Annotated in this window: 16 protein-coding genes; 8 read left to right on the top strand and 8 right to left on the bottom strand. The window is 64.4% G+C overall.

Translation table 11 applies throughout. The annotated features are described in order from the left end of the window. Positions 1 to 25: 25 nt before the first annotated feature. The 3 genes from CG51_RS00260 to CG51_RS00250 all read left to right on the top strand — a co-directional run bounded on the left by CG51_RS00260 (position 26) and on the right by CG51_RS00250 (position 4,877). Complete coding sequence (locus CG51_RS00260) at positions 26 to 1,657, top strand: MFS transporter (RefSeq protein ID WP_035741219.1); 1,632 nt, start codon at positions 26 to 28, stop codon at positions 1,655 to 1,657. A 113-nt stretch (positions 1,658 to 1,770) separates the two neighbouring features. Further along, positions 1,771 to 2,322 (top strand): biliverdin-producing heme oxygenase, encoded by a 552-nt coding sequence (locus CG51_RS18995; protein ID WP_051929948.1) that lies wholly within the window; start codon positions 1,771 to 1,773, stop codon positions 2,320 to 2,322. Then, positions 2,322 to 4,877 (top strand): HWE histidine kinase domain-containing protein, encoded by a 2,556-nt coding sequence (locus tag CG51_RS00250; protein WP_035740681.1) that lies wholly within the window; start codon positions 2,322 to 2,324, stop codon positions 4,875 to 4,877. The genes CG51_RS18995 and CG51_RS00250 overlap by 1 nt, the downstream gene beginning before the upstream one ends. Before the next feature lie 28 nt (positions 4,878 to 4,905). Here CG51_RS00250 and mltG read toward each other — a convergent pair whose 3' ends face one another. From mltG to CG51_RS00230, 4 genes are all read right to left on the bottom strand, one after another. Further along, the gene (gene mltG / locus CG51_RS00245) at positions 4,906 to 6,099 is read right to left on the bottom strand and encodes an endolytic transglycosylase MltG (RefSeq protein WP_051929947.1); all 1,194 of its coding nucleotides are present in this window, start codon (positions 6,097 to 6,099) and stop codon (positions 4,906 to 4,908) included. Beyond that, on the bottom strand, positions 6,099 to 7,361 hold the full coding sequence (gene fabF / locus CG51_RS00240) for a beta-ketoacyl-ACP synthase II (protein WP_035740680.1): 1,263 nt from the start codon (positions 7,359 to 7,361) through the stop codon (positions 6,099 to 6,101). Before fabF ends, mltG begins: the two co-directional genes overlap by 1 nt. Before the next feature lie 85 nt (positions 7,362 to 7,446). Continuing rightward, the gene (locus CG51_RS00235; protein WP_035740679.1) at positions 7,447 to 8,163 is read right to left on the bottom strand and encodes a GNAT family N-acetyltransferase; all 717 of its coding nucleotides are present in this window, start codon (positions 8,161 to 8,163) and stop codon (positions 7,447 to 7,449) included. Positions 8,164 to 8,171: 8 nt separating this feature from the next. Next, entirely contained in the window at positions 8,172 to 8,939 is a 768-nt protein-coding gene (locus CG51_RS00230) for an NAD kinase (RefSeq protein WP_035740678.1), read from the bottom strand. A 144-nt stretch (positions 8,940 to 9,083) separates the two neighbouring features. Between CG51_RS00230 and glyA the strand changes: the two genes are divergently transcribed. Then, complete coding sequence (gene glyA, locus CG51_RS00225) at positions 9,084 to 10,379, top strand: serine hydroxymethyltransferase (protein ID WP_035740677.1); 1,296 nt, start codon at positions 9,084 to 9,086, stop codon at positions 10,377 to 10,379. A 1-nt stretch (position 10,380) separates the two neighbouring features. Here the strand turns inward: glyA and CG51_RS00220 are convergent, their stop codons facing one another. Next, entirely contained in the window at positions 10,381 to 10,746 is a 366-nt protein-coding gene (locus CG51_RS00220; RefSeq protein WP_035740676.1) for a hypothetical protein, read from the bottom strand. A 93-nt stretch (positions 10,747 to 10,839) separates the two neighbouring features. Here CG51_RS00220 and CG51_RS00215 point away from each other — a divergent pair, with 93 nt between their 5' ends. From CG51_RS00215 to CG51_RS00210, 3 genes are all read left to right on the top strand, one after another. Then, complete coding sequence (locus CG51_RS00215) at positions 10,840 to 11,604, top strand: alpha/beta fold hydrolase (RefSeq protein WP_035741213.1); 765 nt, start codon at positions 10,840 to 10,842, stop codon at positions 11,602 to 11,604. 59 nt (positions 11,605 to 11,663) lie between these two features. Continuing rightward, entirely contained in the window at positions 11,664 to 11,807 is a 144-nt protein-coding gene (locus CG51_RS19325) for an entericidin A/B family lipoprotein (RefSeq protein ID WP_084694959.1), read from the top strand. Between the two features lie 73 nt (positions 11,808 to 11,880). Continuing rightward, positions 11,881 to 12,363 (top strand): GNAT family N-acetyltransferase, encoded by a 483-nt coding sequence (locus CG51_RS00210; protein WP_233141364.1) that lies wholly within the window; start codon positions 11,881 to 11,883, stop codon positions 12,361 to 12,363. A 75-nt stretch (positions 12,364 to 12,438) separates the two neighbouring features. Here CG51_RS00210 and lepA read toward each other — a convergent pair whose 3' ends face one another. After that, positions 12,439 to 14,238: a translation elongation factor 4 gene (lepA, locus tag CG51_RS00205; RefSeq protein WP_035740675.1), complete on the bottom strand. Its 1,800-nt coding sequence runs from the start codon at positions 14,236 to 14,238 to the stop codon at positions 12,439 to 12,441. 222 nt (positions 14,239 to 14,460) lie between these two features. Here lepA and CG51_RS00200 point away from each other — a divergent pair, with 222 nt between their 5' ends. Continuing rightward, a complete protein-coding gene (locus CG51_RS00200) occupies positions 14,461 to 14,775 on the top strand; it encodes a hypothetical protein (RefSeq protein ID WP_035740674.1) in 315 nt (104 codons plus the stop codon). Here the strand turns inward: CG51_RS00200 and CG51_RS00195 are convergent. Both CG51_RS00195 and CG51_RS00190 read right to left on the bottom strand, forming a co-directional pair. Then, positions 14,730 to 15,242 (bottom strand): low molecular weight protein-tyrosine-phosphatase, encoded by a 513-nt coding sequence (locus CG51_RS00195; RefSeq protein WP_051929945.1) that lies wholly within the window; start codon positions 15,240 to 15,242, stop codon positions 14,730 to 14,732. The two genes, CG51_RS00200 and CG51_RS00195, sit on opposite strands and share 46 nt — an antisense overlap. Positions 15,243 to 15,354: 112 nt before the next feature. Continuing rightward, entirely contained in the window at positions 15,355 to 16,131 is a 777-nt protein-coding gene (locus CG51_RS00190) for a VPLPA-CTERM sorting domain-containing protein (RefSeq protein ID WP_051929944.1), read from the bottom strand. Positions 16,132 to 16,225 lie beyond the last annotated feature (94 nt).

The following is a 16,225-nucleotide window of genomic DNA, read 5'->3' as shown; positions in this document are numbered from 1 at the left end:
TAAGCAGCCATGCGAGGACGCTTCCGTGCCTGAACGCCCATCCTCTCTCGCCCCCTTCCGCCACAAGACGTTTCGGATGCTGTGGATGGCCACGCTGCTGTCAAACCTCGGCGGGCTGATACAGGGCGTCGGCGCGGGCTGGATGATGACCACGCTGACCACGTCCACAGGTCTGGTAGCACTGGTTCAGGCCTCCACCACACTGCCGATCATGCTGTTCTCCATTCCGGCGGGTGCACTGGCCGATACGTTCGACCGGCGGCGGATCATGCTGTGCGCGCAGTCCTTCATGCTGCTCGTGTCAATCGGACTGGCGCTGACCGCTTTTGCAGGACTGCTGACGCCCTGGATCCTTCTGGGCTTCACCTTCCTGATCGGCGTGGGGACCGCGCTTCACAACCCGTCATGGCAATCCTCCATGGGCGACATCGTTCCCCGGCAGGATCTGGCGCAGGCTGTGTCGCTGAACTCCATGGGCTTCAACCTGATGCGGAGCGTCGGGCCGGCCATCGGCGGCATCATCGTGGCGACGGCGGGCGCAGCGGTGGCCTTCGCGCTGAACGCGTTCAGTTATGTCTCGCTCATCTTCGCTCTCTGGCGATGGAAGCCGGAGCCCAAGCCCGCACCTCTTGCGCGTGAACCACTGGGCCGGGCGATCGGCTCCGGCCTGCGCTATGTCTCCATGTCGCCGCATCTGCTGAAAGTGATGCTGCGGGCCTTCTGCTTCGGCTTCTCTGCGGTTTCCATCCTCGCGCTGCTGCCCGTCGTGTCGCAGCGGCTGCTGAACGGCACAGCGCTGACCTACGGCCTGCTGCTCGGCTGCTTCGGCCTAGGCGCGATCGGGGGAGCGCTCTCCAACGCACGGTTGCGCGAAGTGCTCTCGAACGAGAACGTGGCCCGCTGCGGCTTTCTCGCAGTGGCGATCACCACGGCCGTTCTCGCCATCAGCCGGGACTTGTGGCTGAGCTGTCTGTTCCTCCTGCTGAGCGGTGCGGGATGGGTCATTGCTCTGTCGCTCTTCAACGTGACGGTTCAGCTCTCCACACCCCGCTGGGTCGTGGGGCGGGCGCTTGCCTTCTATCAGACCTTCACTTTCGGCGGCATGGCGATCGGGAGCTGGGTCTGGGGCATGATCGCCGAAGGATACGGGGTGGATGTCGCGCTGCTCGCAGCTTCCATCACGCTTGTCCTCGGCATGGCGCTCGGGCTGGGTTGGAGCCTGCCTGCTTTCGGCACCGTGAACCTCGACCCCTTGGAGCGCTTCAACGAACCGGCGCTGCGGCTCGACATCAAGCAGCGCAGCGGCCCCCTGATGATCATGATTGATTACGTCATCCGCCCCGAGGACACCGACGACTTCCTTACCGCGATGAGCGAGCGACGCCGCATCCGCATCCGGGATGGCGCGCGGCAATGGGCGCTCCTGCGTGACCTCGAACAGCCGGATCTCTGGACCGAAAGCTATCATGTGCCGACATGGATGGATTATCTCCGCCATAACCAGCGCCGTACCGTCGGCGATTATGAGATCACCAAGCGGCTCCGCAGCCTTCATTCCGGCGATGCGCCACCGCGCGTCCACAGGATGATCGAACGCCAGACGGTGCCCCCGCACGACGATCTGCCGCTGAAGCCGATCAGCGAAAGCATTCACTAGCTCTGGCGAGATCGTCAAAGAGCACTATACCTCCACCCTTGTCCCATGCGTGATCGATCACGTACGGGAAGGGTGCGGCCTGCATCGGAATGGCTGGCGAGAAGGATACTTTGATGACGGATATGCCGCGACGCTGGCACCTGCGTACAGCAACGCATGCCCTGCATGATGTTGTGGACAAGACTGTCGGCAGCGTGGACAGCCTAGCCGGGTATGGTGACTATCTCCTGGCGCTTTTCCGTTTCCGGATCGCGGTGGAGACAGCACTTCAGACCATTTCTCTGCCGGAGGGGCTTCGGGGGTGGCAACCCGCCCGAGTGGCCCCTGCTCTCCTTTCCGATATCCGTGACCTTGGCCTGACACCAATGGCCCCGTTGGCGGGAGGTCCCATTCTTGATGCGCGGCGCGAGACGGCTTACGGTACGCTCTACGTTCTGGAAGGCGCGACCCTTGGGGCGCAGGTGTTGCTTCGGCAGGCACAGACGCTTGGGCTGACAGGCGAACATGGAGCGCGGCACCTTGTCCTCCAGGCAGGGCGCATACCCCAATGGCGAGAGTTTCTTGCCCGGCTTGAGGCGGAGACCGACTTTGATCTCGGTCTCGCCGCCACGGCGAGCAGCGCCTGCTTCGCCCTTGCCAAGAACGCCTTTGGAAAAGGTATCTGATGCAGGGGGACTTCCAGCTCGATCTGACGACCTGCGACCGGGAACCGATCCACGTTCCCGGCGCCATTCAACCGCATGGCTGCCTGCTCGCCCTGAGCGGCGATCTTACGGTGGTGCACCGTGTCTCTGCCAATGCCGCGGCCATGCTGGAGGCGCCGGAACTCCGGCCCGGCACATCGACCGACACCGTTCTGGGACGTGGTGCCCTTCATCGGCTCCGCAACGCTCTCCTGCTCGCCATTGACCGTCCCGCCCTGCTCTTCGCCGTGGAAGCGCGGGAGGGCAGTCCCCTGTTCGACATCGCCATCCATCGCTCCGGCGAAGAGATCGTGGTGGAGTTCGAACCCGCGGAGGAAGGCGGCGGCGCGCCGCTGGAGATCAGCCGCACCCTGATGGCCCGCATCCGCCGCATCGACCAGGAATCAGCCCTTATCCAGCAGGCTGTCCGGCTGGTCCGCGGCACCACTGGATATGACCGGGTGATGGCCTATGCCTTTCAGGAGGACGGGTCCGGCAAGGTGATCGCCGAGACGAAACGGAATGATCTGGAGAGCTTTCTCGGCCAGTACTTCCCGGCTGCGGATATTCCCATCCAGGCCCGCGCGCTTTATCTGCGCAACACCATCCGCATCATATCCGATGCGTCGGACCATCGCGTCCCGCTTCTGCCGGAAGTGGATGACCAAGGGCGCAAGCTCGATCTGTCGCAGGCCCATCTGCGCGCCGTCTCTCCCATCCACTGCGAATACCTGCGCAACATGGGGGTCGGCGCTTCCATGTCGATCTCCATCGTGGTGGATGGCCGCCTCTGGGGGCTGATCGCCTGCCACCATTACGAAAGCCGCGTCCTGCCGATGTCGCTTCGCGTGTCGATGGAGATGTTCGGGGAGTTCCTCTCGCTCCAGCTCAGCTCCCTCCAGCGGCAGGAGAAGCTGGAGGTCGCACGTGAGGTCCGGGCGACCGTGGAGCGGTTGACCTATCTCGGCAGCACCACGCCGCCGGATCGGGTGCTGGTCCGCAGCCTGCCGGACCTTGCGCAGGTGCTGCATGCCGACGGCGCGGCGCTGCTGATCGACGGGTTGTGGACGGAAACCGGCAGCACCCCTCCCCCGGGCGCGGCGCGGGGCATCGTCGCCGATTTGCGGGATGTGGCGCAGGGGCGCGTCTGGTCGACCAATGCGCTTTCGTCCATACTGCCCGAAGCGGCGGAGTATCATGAGGCGGCCTCCGGCTTGCTCATCATCCCGCTGTCGCAGTTGCCGCGCGATTACATGTTCTTCTTCCGCAAGGAGATCATCCAGTCGCTCGACTGGGCGGGAGACCCGAACAAGACCTATACGACCGGCCCCCATGGCGACCGCCTCACACCCCGGCGCAGCTTCGCCATCTGGAAGGAGACCGTCTATCAGCAGTCGCGCCCCTGGACCGTTCAGGAAATAGACGCGGCGGAGTCGATCCGCAGCGCGATCACGGAAATCCTGCTCCGCCACAGCGAGCTGCTGGCCGATGAGCGCGACCGCGCGGCCCTGCGACAACGGGTGCTGAACGACGAGCTGAACCACCGGGTGAAGAACGTGCTGGCGCTCATAAAGTCGCTGATCGGCCAGCCGGTCGTCGACGGCGGGAGCCTGAGGGATTACGTGGAGGATCTGCGCGGACGCATTCAGGCGCTGGCCTATGCTCACGACCAGGTGATCCGCGGCGAGGATGGCGGGATGCTCGATGACCTGATGCGTGCCGAACTCGGTCCCTATCTGGGACATGCGGTCACGCTTTCCGGGGAGCCCGTGCATCTTGACGTCCGCGCCTTCCCGGTTCTCGCCCTCGTACTGCATGAGATGGCAACCAACGCGGCGAAATACGGCGCGCTGTCGGAGCCTGAAGGCAGGCTGCTCGTCGAGTGGCAGCGCCGCGCGGATGGAGCGGTGGCGATCACCTGGACAGAGAGCGGCGGGCCGGAAGTCGTCGAGCCAAAGCGCGACGGGTTCGGCTCCACGCTCATCACCCGCTCCATTCCGCACGATCTGGACGGAGAGGCGGAGGTGACCTTCGCGCCGGAAGGGCTTCGTGCCCGTTTTCTGATCCCTTCTCAGCATGTTACGTCGAGCGGTCTCACAGCCGAAACCGCATACACGGAGGAATCCATGTCCTTGCCCAAGCCGGAGTCACAAGCCCAGGCGCCCGCGCATGACCTGAACATACTTCTTGTCGAGGATCAGGTGCTGATTGCGATGGATGTGGAGGCGATGTTGGGTGATCTTGGTTATGACAACGTGTCGGCAGCCCGCGCATCGGGTGAGGCGCTGTCAATGATCGAGCGCGCAGCGCCCGACCTCGCCGTTCTGGACGTGAATCTGGGACGGGACACATCCTTCCCTGTGGCGGAGGAGCTGATCCGACGGAAGATCCCGTTCATCTTCGCCACAGGCTACGGGGACAGTTCCATCATTCCCTCGGTGTTCGAGAAGATACCCGTGGTGCAGAAACCCTATGAGGCAGAAATGATTCTGGCCGCGCTGAGCAGGGAACAGGCGCGGCTGGCGGGCAAGGTCTGACCCCGCCCGCCCGGTCGCAGGCATCGAACTACTGATCCGCGCCGCCGATATTGGTCCCTGTCGCATCCGGCGGCAGGCCCTGCGTCCGCTCGATCTCGCGCCAGCGGGCGACATTGCGGTTATGTTCCTGCAAGGTAGTGGCGAAGGCGTGCCCCCCCGTGCCATCCGCGACGAAGAAGAGGTACGTCGTCTGCTCGGGGTTCAGCGCGGCCTCGATCGACAGCCGGCCCGGATTGGCGATGGGCGTAGGCGGCAACCCTTCGATGACATAGGTATTGTACGGGGTAGCCCGCCGCAGCTCGCTCTGCCTCAGGCCACGCCCAAGAGCGCCTTTCCCCTGCGTGACGCCATAGATCACCGTCGGGTCGGTCTGGAGCCGCATCCCCTGTTCGAGACGGTTTACGAACACGCTGGCGACGCGGCCGCGCTCCTCCGGCAGTGCGGTTTCCTTTTCCACGATGGAAGCCATGACGAGGGCCTCCTCTGGTGTGCTGTAAGGCAGACCTTCGGCGCGGTTGGCCCAGAGTTCCGCCAGCGTCGCCGCCTGCCGGTTCTCCATCTGGCCGATGAGCTGTGCCCGGTTGCCGCCGCGGGTCACCTCATAGCTGTCAGGGGAAAGCGACCCCTCCGCAGGGACCGTGCCCACCTCGCCCGAGAGGAACTCCGCACGTTTCAGCGCCTCGACCACCTGCCAGCTCGTCACGCCTTCGGCCAGTGTCACGCGAAAGCGCACGTCCTGCCCCTGGGCGAGATCGACATATTTCGCCGGAGCCGCTTCCGTCGCGGGGTCGAACTTCACCACTTCCACGTAGCGGTTGGTTGTCGGGTCAAGTTCCCGAACCACGGTATCGGCGACAAGGACGCCGATGCGGTAGTTGATCTCCGTCCCGCAGGTGCTCTGTCCGGCCTGCGTAAGGCTCTGGAGGATGGCTTCCATCGGGGCGCCAGGGGGGATGAGATACGAGCCGAACTTGAGGTTGCCCGACTGGTCCCGGTAGTTCGCGCCAAGGCGGAAAATGGCCGCGTGAGAGATCGCTCCCTGATCGGCCAGACGTTCGGCGACAGTGCTCATGGAGGCGCCACGGGGCACCTGAAAGCAGATCGCCTGCGCAAGCGGCCCCTGCCCGGTGAACTCCCGCTTACCCCAGGCCACGATGCCCGCCACCACCGCCAGAAGCACGATGAACAGCGTCAGCGCGTTGGAGGCGATATTGCGCCACATCAGCCGGTCACCCGCCCCATCACCAGCGACGCATTCGTGCCGCCGAACCCGAAGGAGTTGGAGAGCGCCACGTCGATCTTGCGCTTCACCGCTTTGTTCGGCGCAAGGTCGAGTTTCGGCTCCACTGCCGGATTGTCGAGATTGATCGTCGGCGGCGCCACCTGATCACGGATCGCGAGAATGCAGAAGATCGCTTCCACCGACCCGGCCGCACCGAGCAGATGGCCGATCGAAGACTTGGTGGAGGACATGGTCGCGGAGGCGGCCGCATCGCCCATCAGCCGCTCCACCGCGCCGAGTTCGATCGTATCCGCCATGGTCGAGGTTCCATGCGCGTTGATGTAGTCGATATCGGAGGGTTGCATCCCGGCCCGGTTCAGCGCGGCCTTCATGGACCGGAAGCCCCCGTCGCCATCCTCCGCGGGTGCGGTGATGTGGTAGGCGTCGCCGGAGAGGCCGTAGCCCAGAACCTCGGCATAGATCTTCGCGCCGCGCGCCTTGGCGTGCTCGTATTCCTCCAGCACCACGATGCCCGCGCCTTCGCCCATGACAAAGCCGTCGCGATCCGCGTCATAGGGGCGGGAGGCGGATTTCGGATCGTCTGCCCGTTTGGTGGAAAGCGCCTTGCAGGCGTTGAAGCCCGCGATGCCGATCTGGCAGATCGCGGCCTCGGCCCCACCCGCGACCATCACATCGGCATCGCCGAGCATGATGAGCCGCGCAGCATCACCGATGGCATGGGCGCCGGTGGAGCAGGCGGTGACGACGGAATGGTTCGGCCCCTTGAAGCCGAAGCGGATAGACACCTGTCCGGAGACAAGGTTGATGAGCGCGCCCGGAATGAAGAAGGGCGATACGCGGCGCGGACCCTTGTCCTTGATAAGCAGCGCGGTTTCCGCGATGGAGTTCAGCCCGCCGATGCCGGAGCCGATCATTACTCCCGTCCGCTCCTTGTCCTCCTCGGTCGCTGGCTCCCAGCCGCTGTCGCGGATCGCCTGCGTGGCGGCGGCCATGCCGTAGAGAATGAAGGTGTCGACCTTGCGCTGCTCCTTCGGCTCCATCCAGTCGTCGGGGTTGAACGTTCCGTCCGTGCCGTCGCCATAGGGCACTTCGCAGGCATAGGTCGTGGCGAGGCCGGCGGTATCGAACCGCGTGATGGGGCCTGCCCCCGACTCCCCCGCCAACAGCCGGGACCACGTTTCTTCCACTCCCGACGCCAGCGGTGTGACCAGTCCGAGACCCGTGACGACGACCCTGCGCATGCTCGTTCCTCCTGCCTTCTCCGGCGGTTTTCTGGGTGCCGCTCTTACACGCGGGGGCCGCGTGGTGCAATCTCCGGGGCGCGTCTCACCCCGCGGCGCCGGGGTCGCGGGCGACCAGCAGCGGTTTGGTCAGGTCCGAAAGCCGCGTCTTCTGGCACCCGTCCGCCGAGAAATTGCCGGGATCAAGCCAGGCGGCGTGGGCAGCGCGTATGTCCGGCCAGTCCTTGTCGATGATGGCGAACCATGCCGTATCGCGGTTGCGGCCCTTCGTGATGGTCGCCTGGCGGAATGTCCCCTCGTAGCTGAAACCCAGCCGGGCCGCCGCCCGCCGGGAGGGCAGGTTGAAACTGTCGCATTTCCACTCCACCCGGCGATAGCCCGCATCGAAGGCCCAGCCGATCATCAGCGACAGTGCCTCGGTCGCCGCGCGCCGCCCCTGCAACGGCGAGGAGAGGTTGATGTGTCCGATCTCGATGGTGCCCACCTCCGGCGTGATGCGCAGGAAGCTGGCCACGCCGGCGGGGGTGCTTTCCCGATCCAGGTCAAGGATGGCGAAGAAGAACGGATCCTCCAGCGCCGACACGTCACGCACCCATCTTCCGTACTCCTCCGCCGTGGCGAAAGGCCCGTAGGGAAGGTAATCCCAGATCGCGTCATCCGCCCCGTTCGCCGCGTGGAGCGGGGCGGCATGGGCGTCCTCCTCCAGCCGTTCGAGCCGTGCGTATCGGCCCGCCAACGGTGTCGCCTCCGGCTTCCGGGCAGCGGTCCAGTCGGCGACGGGATCTCCAAAGCGCTTGGTCATGTCGGTCCTCAGACGAATTGTTCACGGATAAGCCGTTCTTCCAGCCCATGGCCGGGATCGAACAGGATGCGGTGGCGCACCGCTGGGTCTGAGCGGACAGAGACCCAGAGCACGTCGCGCACGGACCTTCCATCGCTGTCAGCCATCACCGGGCGCTTCTGAGGTTCCAGCACATCGAACCGGACGGTTGCAGTTCGGGGCAGCAACGCCCCCCGCCAACGGCGCGGCCGGAATGCCGCCATCGGCGTCAGGGCAAGCACGGCGGAGCCAATTGGCAGGATCGGACCATGCGCTGAATAGTTGTATGCGGTGGAACCCGCAGGCGTCGCGACAAGCGCGCCGTCGCAGATCAGCTCCTCCATGCGCACCTTGCCATCCACCGTGATTCGCAGCTTGGCCGCCTGCGGTCCGGCGCGGAGGAGGGAGACTTCGTTGATGGCCAGCGCCTCGTGTATGCGGCCCGCGGCATCCTCCGCCGTCATGGCGAGCGGGTTGATGACCTCCTCCTCCGCATCGGCGAGGCGACGGGGCAGCCCTGTCTCCACGAATTCGTTCATCAGGAAACCGACCGTGCCGCAGTTCATGCCGTAGACCGGGACGGAGAGATGCTGCGTACCGTGCAGCGTCTGGAGCATGAACCCGTCTCCCCCGAGCGCCACAATCACATCGGCGGCCTCTACCGGGGCATCGCCGTAGCGCGCGACCAGCCGCTCCCGCGCATCCTGCGCGAGATCGGAAGTCGAAGCGAGAAAGGCGATCCGCCTCCTGTCAGTCATTCTGTCCCCCTGCCCCGTTGTCTTCGCCCGCCCGCAATCCGTTGGCAAGCGGCTCGGGCGGAAAAGCGGCGCATTACCGCTTTCGGCGCGGAGAGGCTTGCGTTAAAAGCGCCCATCTTTCAGCACCCGCAGGGAGTGGCACCCATGACCGCAGCGATCCGCGACAGCGGCTTCTTCACCGAACAACTCGAAGCGCGCGATCCCGAGATTTTCGGCGCGATCGGCAAGGAGCTGGGTCGGCAGCGGGAGGAGATCGAACTGATCGCCTCCGAGAACATCGTTTCGCTCGCCGTGCTCGAAGCGCAGGGTTCGGTGCTGACCAACAAATATGCCGAAGGCTATCCGGGCAAGCGCTACTACGGCGGCTGCCAGTATGTGGATATCGTCGAGACGCTGGCGATCGAACGCGCCAAGGAGCTGTTCGGCGCGAAGTTCGCCAACGTGCAGCCGAATTCCGGCAGCCAGATGAACCAGGCGGTGTTCCTCGCCCTGCTCCAGCCGGGCGACACGTTCATGGGCCTCGACCTGAACTCGGGCGGGCACCTGACGCATGGTTCCCCAGTCAACATGTCTGGCAAGTGGTTCAACGTCGTCTCCTATGGTGTGCGCAAGCAGGACCAGCTTCTGGACATGGAGGCGATCCGGGCCTCTGCGCATGAGCACAAACCGAAACTGATCGTCGCCGGCGGCACCGCCTATTCCCGCATCTGGGACTGGGCCGAGTTCCGCAGGATCGCCGATGAGGTTGGCGCATGGCTGATGGTGGACATGGCCCATATCGCGGGCCTGGTCGCCGGTGGGCAGCATCCCTCGCCCGTGCCGCATGCGCATGTGGTGACCACCACCACACACAAGTCGCTGCGCGGCCCCCGGGGCGGGATGATCCTCACCAACGATGAGGATATCGCCAAGAAGATCAACTCTGCTGTGTTCCCGGGGCTTCAGGGTGGCCCGCTCATGCATGTGATCGCCGCTAAGGCGGTGGCTCTTGGCGAGGCGCTGCGCCCCGAATTCAAGACCTACGCCGCGCAGATCGTAAAGAACGCGAAGGCGATGGCCGACGAGCTGCAGAAGGGCGGAATCGACATCGTCTCCGGCGGCACGGACAACCACCTGATGCTGGCCGACCTGCGCCCCAAGCATGTGACGGGCAAGGCTGCGGAAGCCGCTCTCGGCCGCGCGCATATCACCTGCAACAAGAACGGTGTGCCCTTCGACCCGGAAAAACCTTTCGTGACCTCGGGCGTGCGGCTGGGCACACCGGCGGGCACCACGCGGGGCTTTGCCGAGGAGGAGTTCCGCCAGATCGCGCGCTGGATCGTCGAGGTGACCGACGGCCTGTCGGCAAACGGCGACACCGGCAATGCCGATGTGGAAGCCAAGGTAAAGGCCGAAGTGGCCGCCCTCTGCGGACGCTTCCCGCTTTACCCGACGCTCTGATCTACAGAAAGCCGCGCCAGACCAGCACGGCGCCGATGAGCAGCGCGAGCAGCAGAAACTGAAAGGCCAGCCCGGCCAGCCAGTCGAGAAAGCGGGACCGGCGGAGACGCCGCCGGTCCCGCCCTTCCAGATACCCCCGGCAGACGCGATAGGCGTGGTCGAGATCACGCTCCGCGATCCGTCCGGCGAGCTTCGGGTGGCCCCGGAGCCGCTCCGCCTCCGCCAAAAGACCGACCTCCTTGCGCACATAGCCGGGGATCACTCCCCGAGCGTGCGAGAGCTTGTCCGACAGGGTCCGGCCGTGCAGCCCCGTACGCCGCGACAGAAGCGTGGAAATATCGCCCTCCCTGTCACCTGTCCTATGCATCGCCCTGCCTCGCGTTTCCGTGAGTCAGCTAGTGCGTCGCCCCGCCACAACAACCCCTTGGCGGATCGCTTGGCAGGCGATATCTACCCGGATATGCTGAATACGATCATCACCGGCGAACCGGCCAAGACCACCCCGCTTGTCATCGTGCATGGCCTATTCGGCTCCGCGCGGAACTGGAATGTCATTGCCAAGCGCCTGTCGGCGGGGCGTCAGGTCATCGCGGTTGACCAGCGCAACCACGGCGACAGCGCCTGGGCCGCACCACATGATTATCCCTCCATGGCCGCCGATATAGCCGAGGTGATCCGCGCGCATGGCGGGCGGGCCGATGTGCTGGGGCACTCCATGGGCGGCAAGGCGTCGATGGTGCTGGCGCTGCAGGCGCCGGAACTGATCCGCAGGCTCGTCGTGGCCGATATTGCCCCCGTCGCCTATCATCACACGCAGCAGCCGCTGATCGACGCGATGAGGGGCCTGGACCTTACCGAACTCACCACGCGCGGTGAGGCGGACAAGCGATTGGCGGCGGATGTCGAAGACGCCGGGACGCGCGCCTTCCTGCTCCAGTCGCTAGACCTCCGCGCAGAGGGCGGCCCGCGCTGGAAGCTGAATCTTGAGGAACTGGAACGTGGCATGCCGAATGCCGTAGGCTTCCCGGATGTCTCCGGCCAGTTCGACGGCCCTGCCCTGTTTCTCAGTGGAGCAGAGTCCCGTTACGTTCGCCCGGAGATGCACGCGCGCATTCAGGAGCTGTTCCCGAACGCGGTGTTCGAGGAGATCGCCGGGGCCGGTCACTGGCTCCACGCAGAACGTCCGCGCGAGGTTGAGGCCGCGGTCGAGAAATTTCTTTCCTGACCGGGAACCCATGCCCGTTCCCGAATGTTAGACGGCAGCATTCGAAAGGAGTATTCCACATGAAAAGCTCGCTTCGCCTTCTGCCGTTGCTTGCCGTCCTTGCCATCGCCGCCTGCAACACCATGGCAGGTGCGGGGCATGACATCCAGTCCGGGGGCGCCGCCCTGACCGGGGAGGCACGGAAGGCCCAGTCCCAGATGTGAGCCGCATGACAGAATGAGAGAGGGCTGCCCCGCGGGCAGCCCTTTTTTCATGGCAAGGACATGGGGGAACCCCGTGCTGGAGAACATCGCCGACCGTCATTGGCTCCCCACAGACACGGCCGCCTGCCTTGCCATATTCGACAGCAATGTGCCCGGGTTCTTTGCGGTGTCGGAAAGGGATGCGTTTGAAACCCATCTGCGCACCATGGACCCCGCGACCTACGTGGTGCTGCTGTCCGATGAGAGGATCCTGGCCTGCGGTGGCTTGTCGGTCGATGCGGAAGCGCATCGGGCCATTCTCACGTGGGGCATGGTGGATCGCGCCGAGCACCGCAAGGGGCTGGGAAGGAAGCTGACGGAAGCGCGGCTGACGCTCGCCCGTCGCCTGCCGGGCATAACGGAGGTTGCTCTCGCCACAAGCCAGCACACCCACGCCTTTTATGAGCGCTTCGGCTTCATTGCCGCCGCGGTCACGCCCGATGGTTTCGGCGACGGGCTCGACCGTTGGGACATGGTCCTGCGGCTACAGGACCGGCCGGGCATGCTCTGCACCTGAGAACTCCGCCGCCCGGAACCGCAGTTTTCGGCCAACCCTCACGGCCCGGAAGAGCCGGCGAGGCGCATAGCGCAATCAGTTGTCCATCTTCAGCGCGTTGATAAAGGCCTGCTGGGGGATTTCGACCTTGCCGAACTGCCGCATCTTCTTCTTCCCGGCCTTCTGCTTCTCGAGCAGTTTCTTCTTCCGCGTCACGTCACCGCCGTAGCATTTGGCCGTCACATCCTTGCGCATGGCGGAGATCGTCTCCCGCGCGATGACGCGCCCACCGATGGCCGCCTGGATCGGGATCTTGAACATGTGCCGGGGGATCAGCTCCTTCAGCTTCTCCACCATCGCCCTCCCCCGCGTTTCCGCGCGGTCGCGATGCACCATGATGGAGAGCGCGTCCACCGGTTCATCGTTCACCAGCACCTGCATCTTGACGAGGGAATCTTCACGGTAACCGGCCATCTGGTAGTCGAACGAGGCGTAGCCCTTCGTCACTGATTTCAACCGGTCGTAGAAGTCGAAGACCACTTCGTTCAGCGGCAGGTCATAGACCACCATAGCCCGGCTCCCCGCATAGGAGAGGTCGAGTTGCTCGCCCCGCCGGTCCTGGCAGAGCTTCAGCACGTCCCCCAGATATTCGTCTGGGACGAGGATCGTCGCCTTGATCCGCGGCTCCTCGATATGATCCACATGGGTCAGATCGGGCATGTCGGCCGGGTTGTGCAGCTCCATCATGGAACCGTCGCGCATATAGACATGATAGACCACCGACGGCGCGGTGGTGATCAGGTCGATGTCGTATTCCCGTTCCAGCCGGTCGCGGATCACTTCGAGGTGCAGCAACCCGAGGAACCCGCAGCGGAACCCGAACCCGAGCGCGGCGGAGGTCTCCATCTCGTAGCTGAAGGAGGCATCGTTCAGCGCCAGCTTCTCGATGGCGTCGCGCAGCGCCTCGAACTCGGAACTGTCCACCGGGAACAGGCCGCAGAACACCACAGGCTGCGCGGGCTTGAACCCCGGAAGCGGTTTGTCAGTGCCCTTTCGCTCATGGGTGATCGTGTCGCCCACGCGGGTATCGCGCACCTGCTTGATGGAAGCGGTAAGCACGCCGATCTCACCTGGCCCGAGCTCCGCGATATCCACCATCTGCGGCTTGAGCACGGCGAGCTTGTCCACGCCGTAAAGCGCGCCGGTCTGCATCATCTTGATCCGATCACCCTTGCGGATGACCCCATCCATCACCCGGATCATGACGACAACGCCGAGGTAGGGATCATACCACGAATCGACCAGCATCGCCTTCAGCGGTGCATCCCGGTCGCCTTTCGGTGCGGGCAGGCGGTGAACGATGGCCTCCAGCACCTCGGGGATCCCCAGACCTGTCTTGGCGGAAATCGGCACAGCGTCGGAAGCGTCGATGCCGATCACATCCTCGATCTGCTCCTTCACCCGCTCGGGGTCGGAAGCGGGGAGGTCGATCTTGTTCAGCACCGGCACGATCTCGTGCCCCGCGTCGATAGCCTGATAGACATTGGCGAGCGTCTGCGCTTCCACCCCCTGCGTCGCGTCGACGACGAGGAGCGACCCCTCCACCGCGCGCATGGAGCGCGAGACTTCGTAGGCGAAGTCCACGTGGCCGGGCGTGTCGATCAGGTTCAGGATGTAAGTCTTGCCGTCCTTCGCCGGATAGTCGATCCGCACGGTATTGGCCTTGATTGTGATCCCCCGCTCGCGCTCGATATCCATCGAGTCGAGAAGCTGTGCCTTCATATCGCGCTCAGCCACCGTGCCGGTGAGCTGGATCAGCCGGTCGGCGAGGGTGGATTTGCCGTGGTCGATATGGGCCACGATGGAGAAGTTGCGGATCAGCGAAAGCTCGGTCATGGCGCCATATGAGCGGGTTTCGAGGAGCGGTCAAGCGGGCGTCTGATTCGCGCGTATCCGAGCCGCACCGGAGGCCCGATCTGGTGGCGGCGACGCCCTGCCCCACTGCATGTCGGGATGCACGGAAAGGTGGCGAAAATACTCGGGCCGTGCTAGCGTCACTAGATCAACAAATCCGGGCGGCGAGACAACGCCACCCCTAAGGCGAACGAGGACAGCAGCATGAAATACGTGATTCTGGCCATCGGCATGGCCGTCTCCGGTCTTTCCCTTGCGACCGGAGCAGAAGCGCGCGGGACGATAGAAAACGCCTGCCTGGGCTCCGACCGCGGCGCGCGCGCGGGTGCCATGTGCAACTGCATCCAGCAGGTTGCCGACATGACCCTCTCCGGCTCCGATCAGCGTCGCGCAGCCCGGTTCTTCAAGGATCCGAACGAAGCGCAGGAAGTGCGCGTGTCCAAGAAGACGTCCGACAACGAATTCTGGACGCGCTACCGCAGTTTCGGCAGCGCCGCGGAAACATACTGCTCGCGCTGAGCCGCCGCTTTCCGCTGAAGCGAAGCGACAAGACCCCGGCAACCGCGTTCGATGAGATCGAGCGCGTATTCGAACCGACCGTCCATGAAGGGGTCAGGAACCTGCACGCGGAGCCATCGCCCCGCGTGTCTGAGCAGCAGGTCGCTGTCCGCCCGTGACCCTGCCGGTGCGAGTCGGCGAACGACAGCCAGATTGGCCCTGTCCATCACGATCAAATGATCGAAGGCGGAGAAGTCCTCCTCACAGAGCCTCCGTGACCGGATGCCTTCAAGGTTGTAGCCCCGCGCCTCCGCCGCGTCGAAGGCACGCAGATCGGGCAACGCGCCCTCTGTCCATACGCCGGTGCCAGCACTGTCCGCCACCACGGCCAGCCCCGCCTCTCCAGCAATCCGGCGGAAAACCCCTTCCGCCAGCGGGGAGCGGCAGAGATTGCCATGGCACACGAAAAGGATGCGCTTGACCGGCATAAACGCCCTCCAGTTGTACCCAGTCACTGCAGCACGCGACCCGCCATCGCACAAGCCGCGAAAAGCGAAAGGGCGCCCCGGAGGACGCCCTTGCCACAGTTCATACGGATATTCAGGCGTCCTTGCGGCGCCGGAAAAGGGCGATGGCCCCAAGCCCCGCAAGGGACAGCGGCAGCGCCGCCGGCAGCGGCACCGGCGAAATCGGCGGCGGGATGATTTCATCACCCACACCGAAGCGCACGTTGTCGATATTGTAGCCCGCGGGTTCATTGCCGACGAGATCGAGGAACACCCCGGCGATCGCCGGTTTCAGGTCGTCTGTAACGAGGCCGAGGAACTCGATCCCGATCGTGGTGTTCACGACGGTTCCAAGGATGGAGCCGTCACGCGCGAAGGCGGTGATACCAGTGCTGCCTACGGCATCGAAATAACCTGCCTCAAAGCCAACGCCTGTCTGATCCTCACTGAACAGAAGGGCGACCGGCCCGTTGAAGCGGGGCGTGCCGCTCAGGGTCGGAGAGGTGGGGAAAGCGCCGTCCGTCGTGATGAACGCGGGCGGGGCGGAGGCGTCCAGCGACAGCGGTCCCGTAGGGGAGCCGATGACGCATCCGGTGGGCGAAGCGCCGGGGCAGTCGGTGCCGGGGTTGGGGCTGATCGACTGGCCAGTGAAGTATCCACCGGTATAGACCGTGGGAGAACCCGCACCACCGCCATAGTCGGCGGGGGCGTATACAGGATTTTCCGTCCCGACAGCGAATTCGGAAAATGTAAGCTTTCCGGCTGCTGCCGTGAAGTTATCCTCAGTCACGCGGATGACAGCCGCGTTGACCGCAAGAGGAGACAGCAAAACGAGAGTGGCGGTAGTCGCAAAAATGGAAGCGGGGGTCATTTTATAAAACTCCGAAAATACAAAGTACGATGACCGTGAATTCACATTAACACGTAACCGTTAACCATAAAGTGAAATCCGCGCTGAACGTATA

Source organism: Haematobacter missouriensis, assembly GCF_000740775.1.
GTDB lineage: Bacteria > Pseudomonadota > Alphaproteobacteria > Rhodobacterales > Rhodobacteraceae > Haematobacter > Haematobacter missouriensis.
The sequence above is the reverse complement of the archived record's forward strand: the minus strand, read 5'-3'. Positions and strand labels throughout refer to the sequence as shown.